General features: G+C 68.0%; 13 protein-coding genes. 7 read left to right on the top strand and 6 right to left on the bottom strand.

The features are described from left to right. Positions 1–76: 76 nt before the first annotated feature. The 3 genes from polA (at position 77) to coaE (ending at position 5,611) form a co-directional block, all read left to right on the top strand. Positions 77–2,737 (top strand): DNA polymerase I, encoded by a 2,661-nt coding sequence (gene polA / locus A5773_RS09160; RefSeq protein WP_197507866.1) that lies wholly within the window; start codon positions 77–79, stop codon positions 2,735–2,737. Between the two features lie 207 nt (positions 2,738–2,944). Continuing rightward, positions 2,945–4,384, top strand: a complete 1,440-nt coding sequence (rpsA, locus tag A5773_RS09155) for a 30S ribosomal protein S1 (RefSeq protein WP_067790599.1) — start codon at positions 2,945–2,947, stop codon at positions 4,382–4,384. Positions 4,385–4,396: 12 nt separating this feature from the next. Next, entirely contained in the window at positions 4,397–5,611 is a 1,215-nt protein-coding gene (gene coaE / locus A5773_RS09150) for a dephospho-CoA kinase (protein ID WP_067790596.1), read from the top strand. A gap of 6 nt (positions 5,612–5,617) precedes the next feature. Here coaE and A5773_RS09145 read toward each other — a convergent pair whose 3' ends face one another. The 4 genes from A5773_RS09145 to A5773_RS09130 all read right to left on the bottom strand — a co-directional run bounded on the left by A5773_RS09145 (position 5,618) and on the right by A5773_RS09130 (position 11,211). Then, entirely contained in the window at positions 5,618–6,034 is a 417-nt protein-coding gene (locus tag A5773_RS09145; protein WP_066953150.1) for a hypothetical protein, read from the bottom strand. 155 nt (positions 6,035–6,189) lie between these two features. Further along, positions 6,190–7,917: an HAD hydrolase family protein gene (locus tag A5773_RS09140; RefSeq protein ID WP_067790593.1), complete on the bottom strand. Its 1,728-nt coding sequence runs from the start codon at positions 7,915–7,917 to the stop codon at positions 6,190–6,192. A 117-nt stretch (positions 7,918–8,034) separates the two neighbouring features. Next, positions 8,035–8,475: a DUF402 domain-containing protein gene (locus tag A5773_RS09135; RefSeq protein ID WP_066953334.1), complete on the bottom strand. Its 441-nt coding sequence runs from the start codon at positions 8,473–8,475 to the stop codon at positions 8,035–8,037. Between the two features lie 75 nt (positions 8,476–8,550). Then, on the bottom strand, positions 8,551–11,211 hold the full coding sequence (locus tag A5773_RS09130) for an FHA domain-containing protein (protein WP_197507863.1): 2,661 nt from the start codon (positions 11,209–11,211) through the stop codon (positions 8,551–8,553). Between the two features lie 282 nt (positions 11,212–11,493). Between A5773_RS09130 and A5773_RS09125 the strand changes: the two genes are divergently transcribed. The 3 genes from A5773_RS09125 (at position 11,494) to A5773_RS09115 (ending at position 17,300) form a co-directional block, all read left to right on the top strand. Then, the gene (locus A5773_RS09125; protein WP_066953146.1) at positions 11,494–13,515 is read left to right on the top strand and encodes a serine/threonine-protein kinase; all 2,022 of its coding nucleotides are present in this window, start codon (positions 11,494–11,496) and stop codon (positions 13,513–13,515) included. Positions 13,516–13,673: 158 nt separating this feature from the next. Beyond that, a complete protein-coding gene (gene uvrB / locus A5773_RS09120) occupies positions 13,674–15,833 on the top strand; it encodes an excinuclease ABC subunit UvrB (RefSeq protein WP_067265003.1) in 2,160 nt (719 codons plus the stop codon). Between the two features lie 57 nt (positions 15,834–15,890). Then, the gene (locus A5773_RS09115) at positions 15,891–17,300 is read left to right on the top strand and encodes an MFS transporter (protein WP_067790591.1); all 1,410 of its coding nucleotides are present in this window, start codon (positions 15,891–15,893) and stop codon (positions 17,298–17,300) included. Positions 17,301–17,368: 68 nt separating this feature from the next. Here A5773_RS09115 and A5773_RS09110 read toward each other — a convergent pair whose 3' ends face one another. Then, positions 17,369–18,940, bottom strand: coding sequence for a glycosyltransferase family 39 protein (locus A5773_RS09110; protein WP_066953140.1), 1,572 nt, complete (start codon positions 18,938–18,940; stop codon positions 17,369–17,371). A 285-nt stretch (positions 18,941–19,225) separates the two neighbouring features. Here A5773_RS09110 and A5773_RS09105 point away from each other — a divergent pair, with 285 nt between their 5' ends. Continuing rightward, complete coding sequence (locus A5773_RS09105; protein WP_066953138.1) at positions 19,226–19,669, top strand: universal stress protein; 444 nt, start codon at positions 19,226–19,228, stop codon at positions 19,667–19,669. Between the two features lie 5 nt (positions 19,670–19,674). Here A5773_RS09105 and A5773_RS09100 read toward each other — a convergent pair whose 3' ends face one another. Beyond that, positions 19,675–20,361, bottom strand: coding sequence for an MBL fold metallo-hydrolase (locus A5773_RS09100; protein WP_067790588.1), 687 nt, complete (start codon positions 20,359–20,361; stop codon positions 19,675–19,677). Positions 20,362–20,372: the final 11 nt, after the last annotated feature.

The raw sequence follows: 20,372 nt of genomic DNA, 5'->3' as shown, positions 1-20,372 counted from the left end.
GCATGCCTCGTCGTACCGGATGCCTAGAGTGTGAGCCGTGAGTATCGCCAGCGAGGAGCAGACCAAGCCGACGCTGATGCTGCTGGACGGCAATTCGCTGGCCTTCCGCGCCTTCTACGCGCTGCCCGCCGAGAACTTCAAGACCCGCGGCGGCCTGACCACCAACGCGGTGTACGGCTTCACCGCAATGCTGATCAACCTGTTGCGCGACGAGGGCCCGACCCACGTCGCCGCCGCGTTCGACGTGTCCCGGCAGACCTTCCGCTCCGAGCGCTACCCCGAGTACAAGGCGAACCGCTCGTCGACGCCGGACGAGTTTCACGGCCAGATCGACATCACCAAAGAGGTGCTTAACGCGCTGGGCATCACGGTGCTGGCCGAGCCGGGCTTCGAGGCCGACGACCTCATCGCGACGCTGGCCACCCAGGCCGAGAACGAGGGCTTCCGCGTCCTGGTGGTCACGGGGGACCGCGACTCCCTGCAGCTCGTCAGCGACGACGTCACCGTCCTCTACCCGCGCAAGGGCGTCAGCGAACTCACCCGGTTCACGCCGGACGCGGTCGTCGAGAAGTACGGGCTGACCCCCACGCAATACCCGGACTTCGCGGCCCTGCGTGGCGATCCGAGCGACAACCTGCCCGGCATCCCAGGGGTCGGGGAGAAGACCGCGTCCAAATGGATCGTCGAATACGGCTCGCTGCAGGGGCTGGTGGACAACGTCGACTCAGTGCGCGGCAAGGTCGGCGACGCGCTGCGGGCCAACCTGGCCAGCGTGATCCGCAACCGCGAGCTGACCGATCTCGTCAAGGACGTGCCGCTGGCGCAGACCCCGGACACGCTGCGCATGCAGCCCTGGGACCGCGACCACATTCACCGGCTCTTCGACGACCTGGAGTTCCGGGTGTTGCGCGACAGGTTGTTCGACACCCTGGCGGCGGCAGAGCCCGAGGTCGACGCCGGTTTCGACGTCCGCGGGGGCGCGCTGCAGCCCGGCGAGCTGGCGGTGTGGCTGGCGGAGCACAGCTCGGGCAAGCGGTTCGGGCTGGCCGTCGTCGGCACGCATTTGGCCTACGACGCCGACGCCACCGCGGTGGCCATCGTCTCCGCCGACGGTGAGGGCCGCTACATCGACACCTCGACGCTGGATCCCGACGACGAGGCGGCGCTGGCGTCCTGGCTGGCCGACCCGGGTCCGCCCAAGGCGCTGCACGAGGCCAAGCTGGCGATGCACGACCTCGCCGGCCGGGGCTGGACGCTGGCCGGCGTCACCTCCGATACCGCGCTGGCCGCCTACCTGGTGCGGCCCGGGCAGCGCAGCTTTTCCCTCGAGGACCTGTCGCTGCGCTACCTGCGCAGGGAGCTGCGCGCGGAAACCCCTGAGCAGCAACAGCTTTCGCTGCTGGACGATTCTGAAGGTACGGACGACCAGGCGGTGCAGACGCTGATCCTGCGGGCCGTGGCGGTGCTGGATCTGGCGGACGCGCTCGACGAAGAGCTCGCCCGCATCAACTCCACGTCGCTGCTCGGCGGCATGGAGCTGCCGGTGCAGCGGGTGCTGGCCGGGATGGAACACACCGGTATCGCAGTCGATTTGGATCTGCTCGGCGAGCTGCAGAGCGATTTCGCCCACCAGATCCGCGACGCGGCCGAAGCGGCCTACGCGGTCATCGGCAAACAGATCAACCTGGGCTCGCCGAAACAGCTGCAGGCGGTGCTCTTCGACGAGCTGGAGATGCCGAAGACCAAGCGCACCAAGACCGGCTACACCACCGACGCCGACGCCCTGCAGTCACTGTTCGACAAGACGGGCCATCCGTTCCTGCAGCACCTGCTGACCCACCGCGACGCCACCCGGCTCAAGGTGACCGTCGATGGTTTGCTGAATTCGGTGGCCTCGGACGGGCGTATCCACACCACGTTCAACCAGACCATCGCGGCGACGGGCCGGCTGTCGTCGACCGAGCCGAACCTGCAGAACATTCCGATCCGTACCGAGGCCGGCCGGAGGATCCGCGACGCATTCGTGGTCGGCGACGGCTACAGCGAGCTGATGACCGCCGACTACAGCCAGATCGAGATGCGGATCATGGCGCACCTGTCCCGGGACGAGGGCCTGATCGAGGCGTTCAACACGGGGGAGGACCTGCACTCGTTCGTCGCGTCCCGCGCATTCGGCGTGCCGATCGACGAGGTCACCGCCGAGCTGCGCCGCCGGGTCAAGGCGATGTCGTATGGGCTGGCCTACGGATTGAGCGCCTACGGCCTGTCGCAGCAGCTGAAGATCTCCACCGAAGAGGCGAAGGAACAGATGGACGCCTACTTCGCCCGGTTCGGCGGGGTGCGCGACTACCTGATGAACATCGTGGAGCAGGCCCGCAAGGACGGCTACACCTCGACGGTGCTGGGCCGCCGCCGCTACCTTCCCGAGCTGGACAGCAGCAATCGCCAGGTGCGGGAGGCCGCCGAGCGGGCGGCGCTCAACGCGCCCATCCAGGGCAGCGCCGCCGACATCATCAAGGTCGCGATGATCGAGGTCGACAAGGCGATCAAAGACGCCGGACTGAAGTCCCGCATGTTGCTGCAGGTGCATGACGAACTCCTGTTCGAAATCGCCCCGGGCGAGCGGGACCAGCTCGAGGCGCTGGCCCGCGAGAAGATGGGCGGCGCCTATCCGCTCGATGTCCCGCTGGAGGTCTCGGTGGGCTACGGCCGTTCATGGGACGCGGCAGCGCATTGACGGCGGCGTCAGTGGACGAGGATGATCTGGCGGAGAGAAAATTGCCGCGAAATTCGCGTTGCCGTCACTTTCGCCGTGGGCAAATGCCCGGTGTCGCGCAAGTGGCGGGCCGCCCGGGTTTGGCCAGCGTGTACGCAGTCGAGTAACCTCAATAGATAAATCCCAGTTTTGTCCCTACGACCCAACCTGTCCGGAGCAACCCACCACATGCCGAGTCCCACCGTCACCTCGCCCCAAGTAGCCGTCAACGACATTGGCTCCAGCGAGGACTTTCTTGCCGCAATAGACAAAACGATCAAGTACTTCAACGATGGCGACATCGTCGAGGGGACGATCGTCAAAGTGGACCGGGACGAGGTGCTCCTCGACATCGGCTACAAGACCGAGGGCGTCATCCCCGCCCGCGAGCTCTCCATCAAGCACGATGTCGACCCCAGCGAGGTCGTTTCCGTCGGTGATGAGGTCGAAGCCCTTGTTCTCACCAAGGAGGACAAAGAGGGCCGCCTGATCCTGTCCAAGAAGCGCGCGCAGTACGAGCGCGCCTGGGGCACCATCGAGGAGCTCAAGGAGAAGGACGAGGCCGTCAAGGGCACCGTCATCGAGGTGGTCAAGGGTGGCCTGATCCTCGACATCGGCCTGCGTGGCTTCCTGCCCGCGTCGCTGGTCGAGATGCGTCGGGTCCGCGATCTGCAGCCGTACATCGGCAAGGAGATCGAGGCCAAGATCATCGAGCTGGACAAGAATCGCAACAACGTCGTGCTGTCGCGCCGGGCCTGGCTGGAGCAGACCCAGTCCGAGGTGCGCAGCGAGTTCCTCAACCAGCTGCAGAAGGGCGCCATCCGCAAGGGTGTCGTCTCGTCCATCGTCAACTTCGGCGCGTTCGTCGACCTTGGTGGTGTGGACGGTCTGGTGCACGTCTCCGAGCTGTCCTGGAAGCACATCGACCACCCGTCCGAGGTGGTCCAGGTCGGTGACGAGGTCACCGTCGAGGTGCTCGACGTCGACATGGACCGCGAGCGGGTTTCGTTGTCGCTCAAGGCAACCCAGGAAGACCCCTGGCGCCACTTCGCCCGCACGCACGCCATCGGCCAGATCGTGCCCGGAAAGGTCACCAAGCTGGTGCCGTTCGGCGCGTTCGTCCGCGTCGAGGAGGGCATCGAGGGCCTGGTGCACATCTCCGAGCTGGCCGAGCGCCACGTCGAGGTGCCCGACCAGGTGGTGGCCGTCGGCGACGACGCCATGGTCAAGGTCATCGACATCGACCTGGAGCGTCGCCGGATCTCGTTGTCGCTCAAGCAAGCCAACGAGGACTACACCGACGAGTTCGACCCGGCGAAGTACGGCATGGCCGACAGCTACGACGATCAGGGCAACTACATCTTCCCCGAAGGCTTCGACGCCGAGACCAACGAATGGCTCGAGGGCTTCGACACGCAGCGCACCGAGTGGGAGGCCCGCTACGCCGAGGCCGAGCGCCGGCACAAGATGCACACCGCGCAGATGGAGAAGTTCGCCGCGGCCGAGGCGGCCGGTCACGCCGAGCAGTCGTCGGGCAACGGCGCGCCGCAGGAGAAGGCGGCCGGCGGGTCGCTGGCCAGCGACGCCCAATTGGCCGCCCTGCGGGAAAAGCTCGCCGGCAACGCGTAATTCGCTGCACGAATGCTGCGCATCGGGTTGACCGGTGGCATCGGCGCCGGCAAGTCGGCGCTGTCGGCCACCTTCGCGAAATGCGGTGCGGTGATCGTCGACGGCGACGTCATCTCGCGCGAGGTGGTCCAGCCGGGCACCGAGGGATTGGCGGCGCTGGTCGAGGCGTTCGGTGACGACATCCTGCTTCCCGACGGATCGCTGGATCGTCCCGCGTTGGCCGCCAAGGCCTTCCGGGACGACGAGGCGCGCCAGCGGCTGAACGGCATCGTCCACCCGCTGGTTGGCAAGCGCCGCGCCGAGATCATCGCCTCGGTGCCCGAGGATTCGGTTGTCGTCGAAGACATCCCGCTGCTGGTGGAGTCCGGCATGGCGCCGCTGTTCCCGCTCGTCGTCATCGTGTACGCCGACGTCGAGGTCCGGCTGCGACGGCTGGTCGATCAGCGCGGCATGCCCGAATCCGACGCCCGCGCCCGGATCGCCGCGCAGGCCAGCGACGAGCAGCGCCGCGCAGTCGCCGACATCTGCGTGGATAACTCCGGCAGTCCGGAGGAGTTGGTGCAGCGGGCCCATGACGTGTGGGACCACCGGATACTGCCCTTCGCGCACAACCTGACTCAGCATCGGGTCGTCCCGGCGCCGGCGCGGTTAGTGTCGCCCGACCCGAGTTGGCCGGATCAGGCGCGGCGGATCGTGAACCGGTTGCGGACCGCCTGCGGCCACCGGGCGATTCGCGTGGACCACGTCGGTTCGACCGCCGTGCCGGACTTTCCGGCGAAGGACGTGATCGACGTGCAGATCACCGTGGAATCCTTGGCGGCCGCCGACGAACTCGTCGAGCCCCTGCTGGCCGCCGGCTACCCCCGCATCGAGCGCATCACCTCCGATGTCGCCAAGCCCGGTGCGCGCAGCGCCGTCGAGCGCTACAACCACAGTGACGATGCGGCGCTGTGGGACAAGCGGATTCACGCCTCGGCCGACCCGGGTCGCCCGACCAACGTGCATATCCGGGTCGATGGCTGGCCCAACCAGCAGTTCGCGCTGCTGTTCGTCGCCTGGCTGTCGGCCAGCCCCGAGGCGCGGGCCGACTACCTGTCCGCCAAGCGGTCGGCCGAAGCTCAGGCCGGCGGCGACGCCGCGTCCTACGCCGACGCCAAGGAGCAATGGTTCCCTGACGCCTACCGGCGCGCCTGGGAGTGGGCGGATTCGACGGGCTGGCGACCCTAGCCCGGATCAGCCGGGCAGCGGTGCACCGCACTGCAGCGCGCCGTTGTTGGGCTCGGCATTTCCGGGCGCCGGTTTCACCACCTGGTCGGCCTGGGTGAAAACGTTGTCGTCGACGTCGATCTCGCAGTGCACGTTCGCCGAATACGGAAAACGAAGCACTATCCGCATGCCGGCCTGCTGCGGGTCGGGCAGCACCGTGTTTGCCTCGAATGCGTTGCCGGGCATGGACGGAAGGTTGGTGGTGTTCGTCTGGCCGCCGTTGATGATGAAGGTGGCCTGACTGCCGGTGGTGAGCGCGTCGATGCGGGCGCGGTAGGTGATGTTGTGCAGGTCCGCCCGCGCGGTCGCCGGACTCAGTTGGGAGCCAACGGCGATGATCGTTACCGCGGTGATGGGCAGCAGCCTGCGGCCGGTGCAGCTCATAGTTGCCGACATTACGCTCAAGGTTATCCATGGACCAAGCGGTCAGGCCCGTGGCCCGCGCCACCCAAGGCGGACTGGCCGGCGCTGCTCTGCGACAAGCTTTCTGCGAACATGAGCCACCGGCAGTGGAACGACTGGGTCTCACCGGATGTCCCCTACATCGCGGTCTGCCCCGGCCTCCCGGTCCCGCCGGACCAGTCGCTCCCTCGAGCGGGTGGCTGGTGCCCCTCGGCGGCGCCGTGCAGCAGGTACCGTTCTTCCACCGCGCGGATCAGTTCGTGCCGGATGTGTTCCACATCGGCGGCGCGGCGGGCCACTACCTCGTCCTCCCAGGCCGCGACCTGCTTCGCCAGGTCCCTGTCGGTGATGGTCGAGGCCAGCCAGCGGGAGAAATCCCCGCGTTCGAGATGGTACTGCAGCGCCTGGTAATCGATATGGCTTATCGCGGAACGGAATTCGTGCATCGTCGCGGCCGGCCGGACGGATCGGTCATTGATGGTGTGGAAGTAGAACCGGCGGTCATCCGGAAGGCGGACATCGGCATATTTGTGGCGGTGCCGCACGTGGCCGGTCTGGCGCTCAGCGATGGTGAACGCGCGAGACGGCCCGCCGCCGAGGCTGACGGTGGCCCGTCGCACCGCGGTCAGGGCTGCGGCGTCGCCACTGGTGGTGAGGGTCAGCACCACGTCACTGTTGTCGATCTCCTGGGCGGGCAGTGCGGCGGGCGCGAACGACGACAACACATAGCCGCCGCGTCGTGCCCAGCGTGCTTCCTCGTTGGTGCCGAGGAGGTGCGCCTCGTCGTAAATCACCCAGTGCGGGAATCCGTGTTCTTCACGATGCGCCTCCGCGGTCGATCGCAGCAGGTGCAAGTACTCGGCCTTATCTGGCTCGACGATCCCGGACATGTCCACCACCACACTGGAATGCGGGTTGAGGCTGTTGACCAATTCGGTGGGTTCGGGAAGGTAGTTGCGGCCATCGATCACCTCGACCCCGCTGAGTTCCCGTAGTTGTGTGTGGTCACCCTCGGGATCGATGACCAGGACGCAGTAGCCGGCCGAAATCCATCGCTCTGCCAGCAGGCCGACAAGGTAGCTTTTCCCCGAGCCGGCAGGGCCGGTCACGAGGATGCGGCCCTGGCTCCCCGGCACCCGGGTGGGGGTGTGGTCGTCGAAGGTGCCGATGTCGACCCATCGTCGCGGCGGGCACCAGCGTTGTGCCCCACTCAGGTACGGCCCGGTCAGCAGCTCCGCGACGCCGGCGCCGTCCGGTTCGGTAAGGACGAGATCGGCCCGCCGGCGCACGGACGAAATGGCATTGGCCACCGCGGCGCCGATCTCGGCGATGCCGAACAGCGACAAGTCGTTCTCCGCATCGCCGATAGCGACGGTGTTGTGCGGTGACATGTTCAGCTCGGTCAGGACCGCGCGCAGCCCGCTGCCTTTCGTGACACCCGCCGGCAGCACCATGAGTGCGGACCGGTTCCGGATGACCTGGCAATCCAGTTCCAGTTCGCCGATCACGTCCACGACGCTCGAGGCATGCTCACCGTCGGTGGCGACCATGACCTCGCCCCGGCGGGACGGCACCCCTCGTTCACCGAGCGCGTCGTCAAGGCTGCTGTCCACCGGGTCGGCCAACCTCGACGTGCGTCCCTTGATCACCATCACGGCACCGTTTTCCAGCACCAGCGCGTCGAAGTGGTCCGCGATGTGGGGGAATTCCGCCTGCAGTTCAGTTCGGATGCGGCCGGTGACCAGGACGGCGGTCAATCCTTTGTGCCGAGCACCGTAGATGGCGTCCAGCGTTTGGGGCGACAGCTGACCGTCCAAGGTCAATGTGCCGTCGAGATCGACTGCTATCACTTGGAAAAACGCCACGGCTTCCTCAGATCCGTTCGCCGGACGTCGGCGTTTGTCGGCTTGGCACTGCCGAAATTAGGGCCGCGGGCGCGCCGAGGATAGGGCCGTTAGACCTTGGTTCAGCCTTGCCGCGGCTTACCTCTCGCGCCAGGTGAGTTCCATCCCGTGGCCGGCCAGCCAGCGGGACAGGTCATAACCGTTGCGGGCCAACCCGGCCACGGCGTCCACGGCGCGCCGCACCGCCCGCTCGGCGTCGTCCGGGGTCAACAAGCCGAGCCGGACGGCATCCAGCAACTCGTCGACGTCGGCCAGGTCAGCGCCGTCGCCGGTGCGGACCTCGATGTCGAGGTAGTGATCTTCGGAACGCCAGACGTCGGGGCCGGGCGTGTACTCACCGACATCGAGGTAGTAGTCGTGGTCGCGTTCATGGCCCGGGTTGAAGTGAAAGACCGTGGCGCGCAAGCCGAGCGAAGGCAGCAGCCACGACTCGAGGTAGTGGAACTGGGCGCGGCCGGGAGTGGGCCGGGCCACGTAGAGGCCCCACGGATGCACCGCATAGTCGTCCACGGCCCGCACGATGCCTTTGGGATCGGTGTTGGTGCGGGCGACGAGGTCGAACGTCTCGTGCTTCGGCGGATGGATCATGCAACTCTAACGTCGAAGCCGGATTCTCCACCGCACGAAACCGGCATAGAACAGCGACAACGCCGCGAGCATGGCCATGTCGAGCAGCCAGACCTTCGACGTGTGCTGCCAGAACCGGTCCTGGGACAGCAGCGAATCGGGCACCAGGTGCCGCAGGTCGACCGTCGACGCCGCCGCGGCGTAGCCCCACCGCGCGGGCATCCCGAAGGACAGCTGGTCAAGCCCGATCCGTCCGGTCACGGGGACCATGCCGCCGCACAGCACCAGCTGGGCCATCACCGTCACCACGAACAGCGGCATGATCTGCTCGCTGGAGCGGACCAGCGACGAGATCGCCAGGCCGAGAATCGCCGAAGCCAGACAGGTCGCCGCGACGGTGGCGAACAGTTCGACGGTCGCCCCGATGGTCGAATGGCCGAGCAGGACGCCGCCGCGGGTCGGTGCGCTCTTGCCGATCACCACGATCGCGGTGATGATCGCCGACTGCAGGACCGCGAACCCGCAGTACACGGCGGTCTTCGCGAGCAGATACGCCGTGGTCGACAGCCCGACCGCTTGCTCGCGCTGGAAGATCGGGCGTTCGCCGACCAGGTCGCGGATGGTCAGCGCGGTGCCCATGAATGCCGCGGCCGGCATCAGCAGGGCCAGGATCTGCGCCGCTTCGTCGGGCGTCCCGGCGTTCGCGCCGGGCAGATGGAATCCGTTGCTGCCGGGAACGGTCAGGGACAGCGAGCCCAGGATGAACGGCAACAGGGCCAGGAAGACGAAGTACGCCCGGTCGGCCACCACCAGGCGGATCTGCCGCCGGGCGACCGTCGAAATCTGGCGTCGCACACTGGTATGCACCGGTTCGCCCAGAACCCCAGGCGCATCGGCCTTGTCCGGCAACAGTTTCTGCGGCCGCTTCTCGGCGTCACGTTGCTCCACGAAGCGCCGGTTGGCCTCGTCGGGATCGGCACCCACCTTCGTGAAGATCTTCGCCCAGTTGGTGGTTCCCATGGCTTCGCCGATCTGGTCCGGCGGGCCGCAATAGGCCGTCTTGCCGCCCGGGGCCACCAACAGCAGCTGATCGCAGGTCTCCAGGTAGGACAGCATGTGCGTCACCACGATCACCACCCGACCGGCGTCGGCCAGCTGCCGCAGCATCATCATGACCTGGTGGTCCAGCGCCGGGTCGAGGCCGGAAGTCGGCTCGTCGAGGATCAACAGCGACGGGCCGGTGAGCAACTCGAGCGCCACCGAGGCGCGCTTGCGCTGACCGCCGGACAGCTTGTCCACCCGGGTGTCGGCGTGTTTGGTCAGGTCGAGCTCTTCGAGGACCTGAGCGACGATCTTGGCCCGGTCGGATTTGCTGGTGTCGGGCGGCAGGCGCAGTTCGGCGGCGTAGCCGAGGGCTTGGTTGATCGTCAGCTGCCGGTGCACCACGTCGTCCTGCGGGACCATGCCGATGCGGCTGCGCAACGACGCGTACTCGGTGTGAATGTCGTGACCCTCGAATGTAACCGAGCCGGAGCTGGGGGTGGTGTAGCCGGCGATGAGCCTGGCCAGGGTGCTCTTGCCGGCGCCCGACCCGCCGATGACGGCGGTCAGGGTGCCGGGGCGCGCGATCAGCGAGATGTCGTCCAGCAGTTGTTTGCCGTTGTCGACGACGTACTTGACGTTGCGCACCTCCAGACCGCCGGTGCGCGTCGCGGCCTCGCTGCGTGGGGTCAGGGTGCCGTCGCGAAAAACGAGGTCGACGTTGCCGATGGTGACGACGTCGTCATCGGACAGGATCGCCGACCCGACCCGGGTGCCGTTGACGAAGGTTCCGTTGATGCTGTTGTCCCGGATTTCGCTGCCGAGCGGCGTCTGCACCAGCGTCGCATGCTGGCGTGAGGCCAACACGTCGGAGACCACGATGTCGTTCTCCGCGGCCCGGCCGATCGTCTTGGCGCCCGGGGTTCCCGCGGCGGCCGACGCGCGCGGTGAGAGCAGCTTCACAAACCGCGTTGCCAGGTTCGACACGTCGGCCGTCTTGGCGTCGACCACGGTGAGTTCGGCGGGTGGCGTCGCGACCGGCTGGGGCGGCGCGGCGTGCACGACGGTGCGCTCGTCGAGCGGTGTGCCGCGGACGCCCGGCGCGGGCACGGGCCTGTTCGGCATCTGACGCGGCGGCGAAACCGGCTGGCGGGGCGGTGAATTCGGTGGCCCGCCCGACGGCCTGGGGGGCACCGGCCGGGCCGGCGCCGCGTTGGCGCCGCCGCGGCCGGGATTCCTGACGGGATTCGTTTGCTCGGGAAGCGCCGACCAGGCCAGCGTCGGCGGTCCGGCCTCCGGGCTCGGCCGCGACCTGCCGGGCCGATCGGTGTAGCCCTGCTGCGGTCCGATCGCGAAGGTCAGCCGCGGTCCCCGCGGATTGCCGACGTGAATGCTCTGGCCGTCGTGGATATCGATGACCGGCATCCGGTAGCCGTTGAGATAGGTGCCGTTCAGCGACCCGTTGTCTATTGCCAGCCATCGGCCTTGATCGAAACGCAGGATCAGGTGGGCCCGCGAGATCCGTGGATCGGCGATGCGCACGTCGGCCTGGGTGTCGCGGCCGATGACCACCTCGTGGCCGGCCGCGAAGGATCGTTGGGACCCGTCGTGCCGAATCGTCAGGATGGGCGGGGCGGGTCGAGTCACTACTCAAGTATCGGTGCGTTCGGTGAGTGGTCTCTATTGGGATCGCCTGTGATTTCGCTATGTTTCGGTTCGGCCACTCATAACCGTTTCATAGCTTGCTGAGGCGAACCCCCCACCGGGATCCGGCATGATCTGAACGGAGGGGGAGTTTCGGGGCGCGCCGGGCACACCGTGGTGCCGGCCCGCAGCGCCGAGGCGACGCACGGCCCCAGTCGTGATGCAGGTGCCCAGGGAGGCGGGCCGCGTCGAAGGCTGGGGCAGCGGACAGGGACGAGGGGATAGATGGATGAACACCGGGGGACTACCCGGCGCATCGGCGCCGGGCGGCGGCTGCTGAGCAGCCGACGTCAGGCCGGTGCGGCGATGCGTGCGGGCTTTCACTCGCTGCCCGCGGTGACGATCTCCCATCTGTTCCGCCGCGTTCCCCCGGTCAGCTCGCGCCCGAGCGTGGAGCCCGAGGCCGCGCGGCAGGCCGACGGGTCCCGCCCGTCGATAACCGGCGGGGCGCCGTTCGCGGGCTACACGATTCTGCGGCAGCTGGGCGCCGGCGGCATGGCCGAGGTGTATCTGGCCCTGCATCCCCGGTTGCCGCGCCGCGACGTGATCAAGGTGCTGGCGGAGGCGGTCACGGCCGATCCCGAATTCCGCGAAAGGTTCAACCGCGAGGCCGATCTCGCCGCAACGCTGTGGCATCCCCACGTCGTCGGCGTGCACGACCGCGGCGAATTCAACGGCCACCTTTGGATTTCCATGGACTACGTCGAGGGCACCGACGCCTCCCGGCTGGTCAAAGAGCGCTACCAGGACGGAATGCCGATCCAGGAGGTGTGCGCCATTGTCCACGCCGTCGCGGGCGCGCTCGACTACGCGCACGACCGCGGGCTGCTGCACCGCGACGTCAAACCGGCCAACATCCTGCTCACCCACCCGGAAGACGGCGAACGCCGAATTCTGTTGGCGGACTTCGGGGTCGCACGTCACCTGGGCGACATCAGCGGGATCACCGAGACCAACGTCGCCGTGGGGACGGTGGCCTACGCCGCGCCGGAACAGCTGACCGGGTCCAACATCGACGGGCGGGCAGACCAATATGCCTTGGCCGCAACGGCTTTCCATCTGCTCACCGGTGCGCCGCCGTTTCAGCACTCGAATCCGATCGCGGTGATCAGCCAGCACCTGCACGAGGATCCGCCCCGGCTCAGCGATTACCGCCCGGAGTTGGCGCATCTCGATGAGGTGTTCCACCAGGCCTTGGCCAAGCAACCCGGGGACAGGTTCGAGCGGTGCCGCGCGTTCGCCGCCGCCGTCAGTGAGCGATCCGACGGCGCCGCGCAAGCCGGCCCACGCGCCCGGCCCCGCACCGTCGCTGCGGCGATGAACCACCGGCTCTCGGCGCGGACGCGGTGGGCGGTCGGGTTGGTGTGCGCGATGCTGATCGCCGTGGCGGCCACCTGGTCGGTGCTGTACTCCTTCGAGCCGGACACCCCGCCGGCCAACCCGGCGCTCGCGTCGAAGCCGTCCGTCCCCACGCCGAGTGCCGCGCCGGCAAGATCCGGCGGACCGGTACTCAACGGGAGCTACAAGCTGGACTACGACCAGAGCAAGCGGACCACCAACGGCGTCGCGATCCGTCACGACGGCCCCGCCACCGGCTGGTGGGCTTTCAGCTCGGCGTGCACCACCAACGGATGCGCGGCCACCGGGACCCGGCTGGACAACGCCACCCACCAAACGGCCGACGGAGGCAAGACTGACACGCTGCACTTCGTCGGCGGCTACTGGCAGGGCGCGCCTCAACAGGAGCGGATGGACTGCACGCCGCCCAACGGCCAGGCCACTGCGACCCAGCAGGAGACGCTGGTGTGGTCGCTGGCGCCCCAGGCCGACGGCACGTTGCGCGGCACCGTGACCGAGACCGTGCTGAACAACGAGTGTGGTGCGCAGGGCGCGGTGGTGCGGGTGCCCGTGGTGGCGACCCGGGTCGGCGACGTGCCGGCCGGCGTGAACCTGGGCGACCCCGCCCAGGCCGTCGCCACGTCGACGGCCGCCTCGGCCCCGGCGCCGCCCGTGCTCGGCGCGGTGTGCGGCGACGTCGGCAAGCTGGCCTACGACCCCACCAACAGCGAGCAGATCGTCTGCGAGGGCAACAGCTGGGCCAAGGCCCCGATCACGATGGGCGTGCACGCTTCCGGCAGCTCGTGCGACCGGCCGGGCACCTCGGTGTTCGCCATGACCACCTCGAACGACGGCTACCTGCTGCAGTGTGACCCGGTCACGCGGACGTGGACCCGTCCCGCGGGATAGCGGCTGTCCGCACCAATAGCCGCCTTTCGAATCTGATATCACCGGCGCTAGCAAGTTCGCGGATCGTCTTGTCCATTCGCCCCGGTACTCCTGTGACGGATGTGGCTGTGCTCGCCGGGCACGCGACACTTGTCGGTGCGCGGTTCTAACCTGTTGGCATGGCTTTCGCCACGGAACATCCGGTACTCGCCCATTCGGAATACCGCGCGGTCGACGAGGTCGTGCGCGTCGGCGGCCACTTCGAGGTGGTCAGCCCGCACGCGCCCGCCGGCGACCAGCCGGCCGCCATCGACGAGCTGGAACGGCGCATCAGGGCGGGGGAGCGTGACGTGGTGCTGCTCGGTGCCACCGGCACGGGCAAGTCGGCCACCACCGCCTGGCTCATCGAGCGGCTGCAGCGGCCCACGCTGGTCATGGCGCCGAACAAGACGCTGGCCGCCCAGCTGGCCAACGAACTGCGAGAGATGTTGCCGCACAACGCCGTTGAGTACTTCGTGTCGTACTACGACTATTACCAGCCAGAGGCGTACATCGCCCAGACCGACACCTACATAGAGAAGGACAGCTCGATCAATGACGACGTGGAGCGGCTGAGGCATTCCGCGACGTCGTCACTGCTGTCGCGGCGCGACGTCGTCGTGGTGGCCTCGGTGTCGTGCATCTACGGCCTGGGCACGCCGCAGTCGTATCTGGACCGCTCCGTGGAACTCAGCGTCGGCACCGAGGTGCCCCGCGACGCCCTGCTGCGGCTGCTGGTCGACGTGCAGTACACCCGCAACGACCTGTCCTTCACCCGCGGCTCCTTCCGGGTGCGCGGCGACACCGTCGAGATCATCCCCTCCTACGAGGAACTGGCGGTGCGCATCGAGTTCTTCGGCGACGAGGTCGAGGCGCTGTACTACCTGCACCCGCTGACCGGCGACGTGATCCGCCAGGTCGACTCGCTGCGGATCTTCCCGGCCACCCACTACGTCGCCGGCCCGGAGCGGATGGCCCACGCGATCTCGACGATCGAGGAGGAGCTGGCGGCACGGCTGGCCGAGCTGGAGGGCCAGGGCAAGCTGCTGGAGGCGCAGCGGCTGCGGATGCGCACCAACTACGACATCGAGATGATGCGCCAGGTCGGCTTCTGCTCGGGCATCGAGAACTACTCGCGGCACATCGATGGCCGCGGACCGGGCTCGCCGCCGGCGACCCTGCTCGACTACTTCCCGGACGACTTTCTGCTCGTCATCGACGAGTCACACGTCACGGTGCCCCAGATCGGCGGCATGTACGAGGGCGACATGTCCCGCAAGCGCAACCTGGTCGAATACGGGTTCCGCCTGCCCTCCGCATGCGATAACCGCCCGCTGACGTGGGAGGAATTCGCCGACCGGATCGGGCAGACGGTGTACCTGTCGGCCACCCCCGGCCCGTACGAACTCAGCCAGGCCGGCGGCGAATTCGTCGAGCAGGTGATCCGGCCGACCGGACTGGTGGACCCGAAGGTGGTGGTCAAGCCGACCAAGGGGCAGATCGACGACCTGATTGGGGAGATCCGCAAGCGCACCGCCGCCGACGAGCGGGTGCTGGTCACGACGCTGACCAAGAAGATGGCCGAAGACCTCACCGACTACCTGCTGGAGATGGGCATCCGGGTGCGCTATCTGCACTCCGAGGTGGACACCCTGCGCCGGGTGGAGCTGCTGCGCCAGCTGCGGCTGGGCGAGTACGACGTGCTCGTCGGCATCAACCTGCTCCGGGAGGGTCTGGACCTTCCCGAGGTGTCGTTGGTGGCGATCCTGGACGCCGACAAGGAGGGCTTCCTGCGGTCCTCGCGCAGCCTGATCCAGACGATCGGCCGGGCCGCCCGCAACGTCTCCGGCGAAGTGCACATGTACGCCGACTCCATCACGGACTCGATGAAGGAGGCGATCGACGAGACCGAGCGCCGTCGGGCCAAGCAGGTCGCCTACAACGAGGCCCACGGCATCGACCCGCAGCCGCTGCGCAAGAAGATCGCCGACATCCTCGACCAGGTCTATCGCGAGGCCGACGATACCGAAACGGTGGGGATCGGCGGCTCCGGACGCAACTCCTCCCGGGGTCGGCGCGCCCAGGGCGAGCCGGGCCGCGCCGTCAGCGCGGGCGTGTTCGAGGGCCGCGACACGACCAGCATGCCGCGCGCCGAACTGGCCGACCTGATCAAAGACCTCACCGCGCAGATGATGGCCGCCGCGCGTGACTTGCAGTTCGAGCTGGCCGCGCGCTTCCGCGACGAGATCGCCGACCTGAAGAAGGAACTGCGGGGGATGGACGCCGCCGGCCTGAAATGAGTTTGCTGGCAGCGCATCTCGGATCGTCACTCTCGCGACACCCCATACGGTAGAAGGGTGACCGACACCGCGACCGTCACCGGCGGCTGGGATCAGCTGCTGGGAGCCAGGTATCTGAGGACTTCCATCCTGCTGGCCGGCGGAGTGGCCCTGTACGCCACCAACGAGTTCCTGACCACCAGTTTGTTGCCCAACACCATCGCCGAAATCGGCGGCAGCCGGCTCTATGCCTGGGTGACCACCCTGTACCTGGTGGGGTCCGTGGTCGCGGCGGCGATGGTCAATCCGATGCTGCTGCGCGCGGGGGCGCGCTCGTCCTACCTGACCGGACTCGCCGTGTTCGGTGTCTCCAGCCTGGTTTGCGCGGCGGCGCCGAACATGCACGTTTTGATCGCCGGGCGTGCCCTGCAGGGCGTGGCCGGCGGGCTGCTGGCCGGCCTCGGATACGCCGTGATCAATTCCGCCCTGCCGCGGGTGTTGTGGACGCGTGGCTCGGCGCTGGTGTCCGCGATGTGGGGAGTGGCGACGGTGGTCGGCCCCACCACGGGTGGTCTTTTCGCCCAGCTCGGCTTGTGGCGCTGGGCCTTCGTGGCGATGGCGGTGCTTACCGGCCTGATGGCCATGTTGGTGCCGGTCGCGCTGGCCCGCGTCGAACCGAGCACCGCCATACCGTCGAAGAAGGTGCCGGTGCGGTCGCTGCTGCTGATCGGTGCCGCCGCGCTGGCGGTCAGCGTCGCCCAGATTCCGCGCAACACGCTGGCGACGTTCGCGTTGCTCGCCGCCGGCATCGCGCTGGTGGGCGTGTTCGTGGTCGTCGATTGGCGGACGCACGCGGCGATATTGCCACCGAGCGTGTTCGGCCCCGGGCCGTTGAAGTGGATCTACCTGACCATGGGCGCGCTGATGGGCGCCGCGATGGTGAACACCTACGTGCCGCTGTTCGGCCAGCGGTTGGCGCACCTGACCCCGATCGCGGCCGGTTTCTTGGGAGCCGCGCTGGCGCTCGGCTGGACGGTCAGCGAGATCGTCAGCGCATCGCTGGAGAGCCCCCGCACGATCGGGCGGGTGATCGTGGCGGCGCCGATTGTCGCGGCGTCCGGCCTGGCCCTGGCCGCGGTCGCACAACGCGGCGACACGTCCCCCTGGACGGCCGCGCTGTGGGCCACGGCGCTGCTGGTGGCCGGGACCGGGATCGGAATGGCCTGGCCGCATCTGTCGGCGCGCGCGATGGCCTCGGTCGACGACCCCGCCGAGGGCAGCGCCGCCTCGGCGGCCATCAACACCGTCCAGCTGATTTCCGCGGCGATCGCCGCCGGTCTGGCGGGGGTGGTGGTCAACACCGCCAAGGGCGGCGACGGGATGGCGGCGCACTGGCTGTTCACGGTGTTCACCGCGCTGAGCGCCGCGGGTGTGGCGGTTTCCTACCGCGCGACCCGCGGCGTGCGCGAGGCGCTGCCGGTCGGCTAGTCCGCGCTGAGCTCTTGCCCCGTCAACTACCCGACAATTGGCGGTTCACGCCGTCGGCAAAGCGGCAATCAGCGCGTGGACTTCACCACTTGGGAGTAATGGAACTGCCAACGTTCGACAATGCGGAAACCGAGATAACTCGGGAACCGATAAGCCGGGGCGCGCCCGAATGCAGGTCCCGGCGGCAATGACGGTCCGGATTGATGGTCGGGCAGCGATGGTTCTTTATTGGTAATTGTCCAGATTGCGGGACATTTGTTGATTTTGGCCGTGGTCAGCCACACGGCGACGTGGCCGTCCCACAGCGACCCCACCTTCGGCCCGTAGGCGCCGCGTTCGACGTCGATGAGTGACCGGAAGGCCGCGGGCCGGGTGGCCAGCAGGGCGCGGATCGGCCCGGGCCGCCACGGCACCGTGTTGTCGACCAGCAGGCAGTCACCCGGCGCGGCATGGGAGCTGATCAGATCGGCCACCTGGCTGTAGTCCCAGCCCTCCTTGGCGTACGGCCAGCGCTGGACGAACAGGTAGTTCGGCACCGCGGCGACGGCGCAGGCCAGCACCACTCCGGCGATGGGCCAGGGTTTGCGGGCGACCGTCACGATGCAGACGGCCAGGACCACGGCCATCGCGGGCGCGGTGAAGATCAGGTAGCGCGGGTAGTAGATCGGCTCGCTGACCGCCGAATAGATGACCACGAGCGCGGTGGGGATGACCAGCCACGCCGAGCAGACGATCAAGAGCCGACGCGTGTCGCCGGCGGGGGGCCGAACGCCGGCCAGCCGGGCCGCGACCGCCGCCACGATGAGGACGGCGGACAGGATGGCGAACGGGACGCTGTGGTCGAAATACTGGCGCAGGATGATGTCGAACGCGTAATGCCAGCTGACCGGGTAAATCCAGTTGACCTGCCATACCTGCGCGTGGGCGAACACGAGGAACGGCGTCATGGCCGCGACCGCGACGGACGAGCTGATCGCCCACCGAATAACCGCGGATTTGCGCGCCTTTTCGGGCGCCAATAGCGGCACCATTACGGCGTAGACCGGCACCAACAGCACCATGTTCAGATTGAGCAGAATCGAGAGCATCAACGCCAGCGCGTAGCAAACCCACAGTCGCGGTCTGTTGCGCCGGGCGGCGACGACGAGCAATACGGTCAACCAGACCGCCGCGGCGGCCGCGAAGGCGTAGGGCCGCGCCTCCATGCCCGCCCAGGTGGTGCGCGGCAGGATGGCGAACACGACACCCGCGCAAACCGCGGCCGGCCGGGTCGAGAACTGCCTGGTGAACACCGTGACGCCCGCGGCGGCAGCGCCCACCGCCAGGGCGCTGGGCGCTCGCGACCAGAACTCCGTCGGCGGGAACAGGGCGAACCAACCGTGCATCAGCAGGTAGTACAGCCCGTGCACGGCGTCGATGTGGCCCAGCAGCCGCCACAGCTCCGCCAGCGTCCGGCTCCCGGCGGCCGAGATGGTCGCCCCCTCGTCGAACCACAGGGAGGGCCTACAGGCCCACGCGCCGCTGACCACGGCCGCGAACACGGCGATCGCCCACGGATCGAGCAACCGCCCGGACGAACGCGCGGGCGCGGGCTCCTCGACTCCGTCCGCGGCGCGCTGCTCGATGGTGGGCATGGACATGATGCTTGTCACTGTAAAGCCGAGTCGTGGGGCCGGCTCACAAATCGCGCCCCGGCCATTCGCGCCACGCGTCCGCATTCGGCGAAAAGCTGCGTTATGCAACGCTTTCCGCGTCGGACCTGAGCATTTGATTGTTTCGCCATCGGCGATATTGTCCGCTGGCGCGGCGCGGCCCCGCAAATTGTCGACACGCCGCGCCACGCGGTGTCGCTAATCAGTTCCCTTTACGCCGGGCAAACGCGATAGTGTCTTGGGTTGGCTGACCAACCGAAACTGGGAGGGTTAATGGGCGCCTATCAGACTGTGGTGGTGGGAACCGATGGCTCGGACTCGTCAATGCGTGCGGTGGACAAGGCGGCGCAGATCGCCGGGCCGGACGCCAGGCTGATTGTCGCTTCGGCATACCTGCCCCAGCATGAGGACAGCCGGGCCGCCGACGCGCTGCGCAACGAGAGCTACAAGGTGTCCGGCACCGCGCCGATCTATGCGATCCTGCAGGACGCCAAGGAGCGGGCGCACAAGGCCGGGGCCAAGAACGTCGAAGAGCGCCCGATCGAAGGCGCCCCGGTCGACGCGCTGGTCAAGCTGGCCGAGGACGAGAAGGCCGACCTGCTGGTCGTCGGAAACGTCGGACTGAGCACCATCGCGGGCCGGTTGCTCGGATCGGTGCCCGCCAACGTGTCGCGGCGCGCCAAGGTGGACGTGCTGATCGTCCACACCACTTCGTAGCTCGCCTACCAGCCTCGTTCGCGCCATTCGCCGAGGTGAGGGCGTTCGGCGCCGAGCACCGTGTCGTCGCCGTGACCGGGATAGATGACGGTGGCGTCGTCGTACACGTCGAACACCCGGGTGGTGACGTCGTCCAGGAGCTGCGCGAAATCGCCCGGCTGCCATGTCTTGCCGACGCCGCCCGGGAACAGGCAGTCGCCGGTGAACAGCTGAGTGACCCCGCCCGTGGCGGGCCCGTCGAGGGCGAGCGCGATCGAGCCGGGCGTGTGCCCGCGCAGGTGGATGACCTTGAATCGCAGCTCGCCGATCTGCACCGTGTCGCCGCCCGCCAGCAAACGGTCTGGTTTGACCGGCAGTGCCTCGGCGTCGATCTGGTTGGCGGCGGTCGGCGCCCCGGTGGCCGCGGCCACGGCCTCCAGCGCCTGCCAGTGGTCGAAGTGCTGATGGCTGGTCACGATCAGCGACACCTTGGGTACGTTCTGCCGGATCAGCCCGATCAGGACGTCCGCGTCGTTGGCGGCGTCGATCAACAACGTCTCCCCGGTCGCGGAACATGTCACCAGATACGCATTGTTGTCCATAGGGCCCACCGACGCCTTTAGGATCGTGGCGCCGGGTAGGGTCCGGCGGGCCGCAGTGCCAGGGTCGACGTGTCCGGTGTAGTTGTCGCTTACCTTGTCGGGGGCAGTCATAGCGGCCACGT

Origin of the sequence: Mycobacterium sp. 852014-52450_SCH5900713, from assembly GCF_001667075.1 — a bacterium.
Classification (GTDB): domain Bacteria; phylum Actinomycetota; class Actinomycetes; order Mycobacteriales; family Mycobacteriaceae; genus Mycobacterium.
This window is presented reverse-complemented; position numbering and strand designations above follow the sequence as displayed.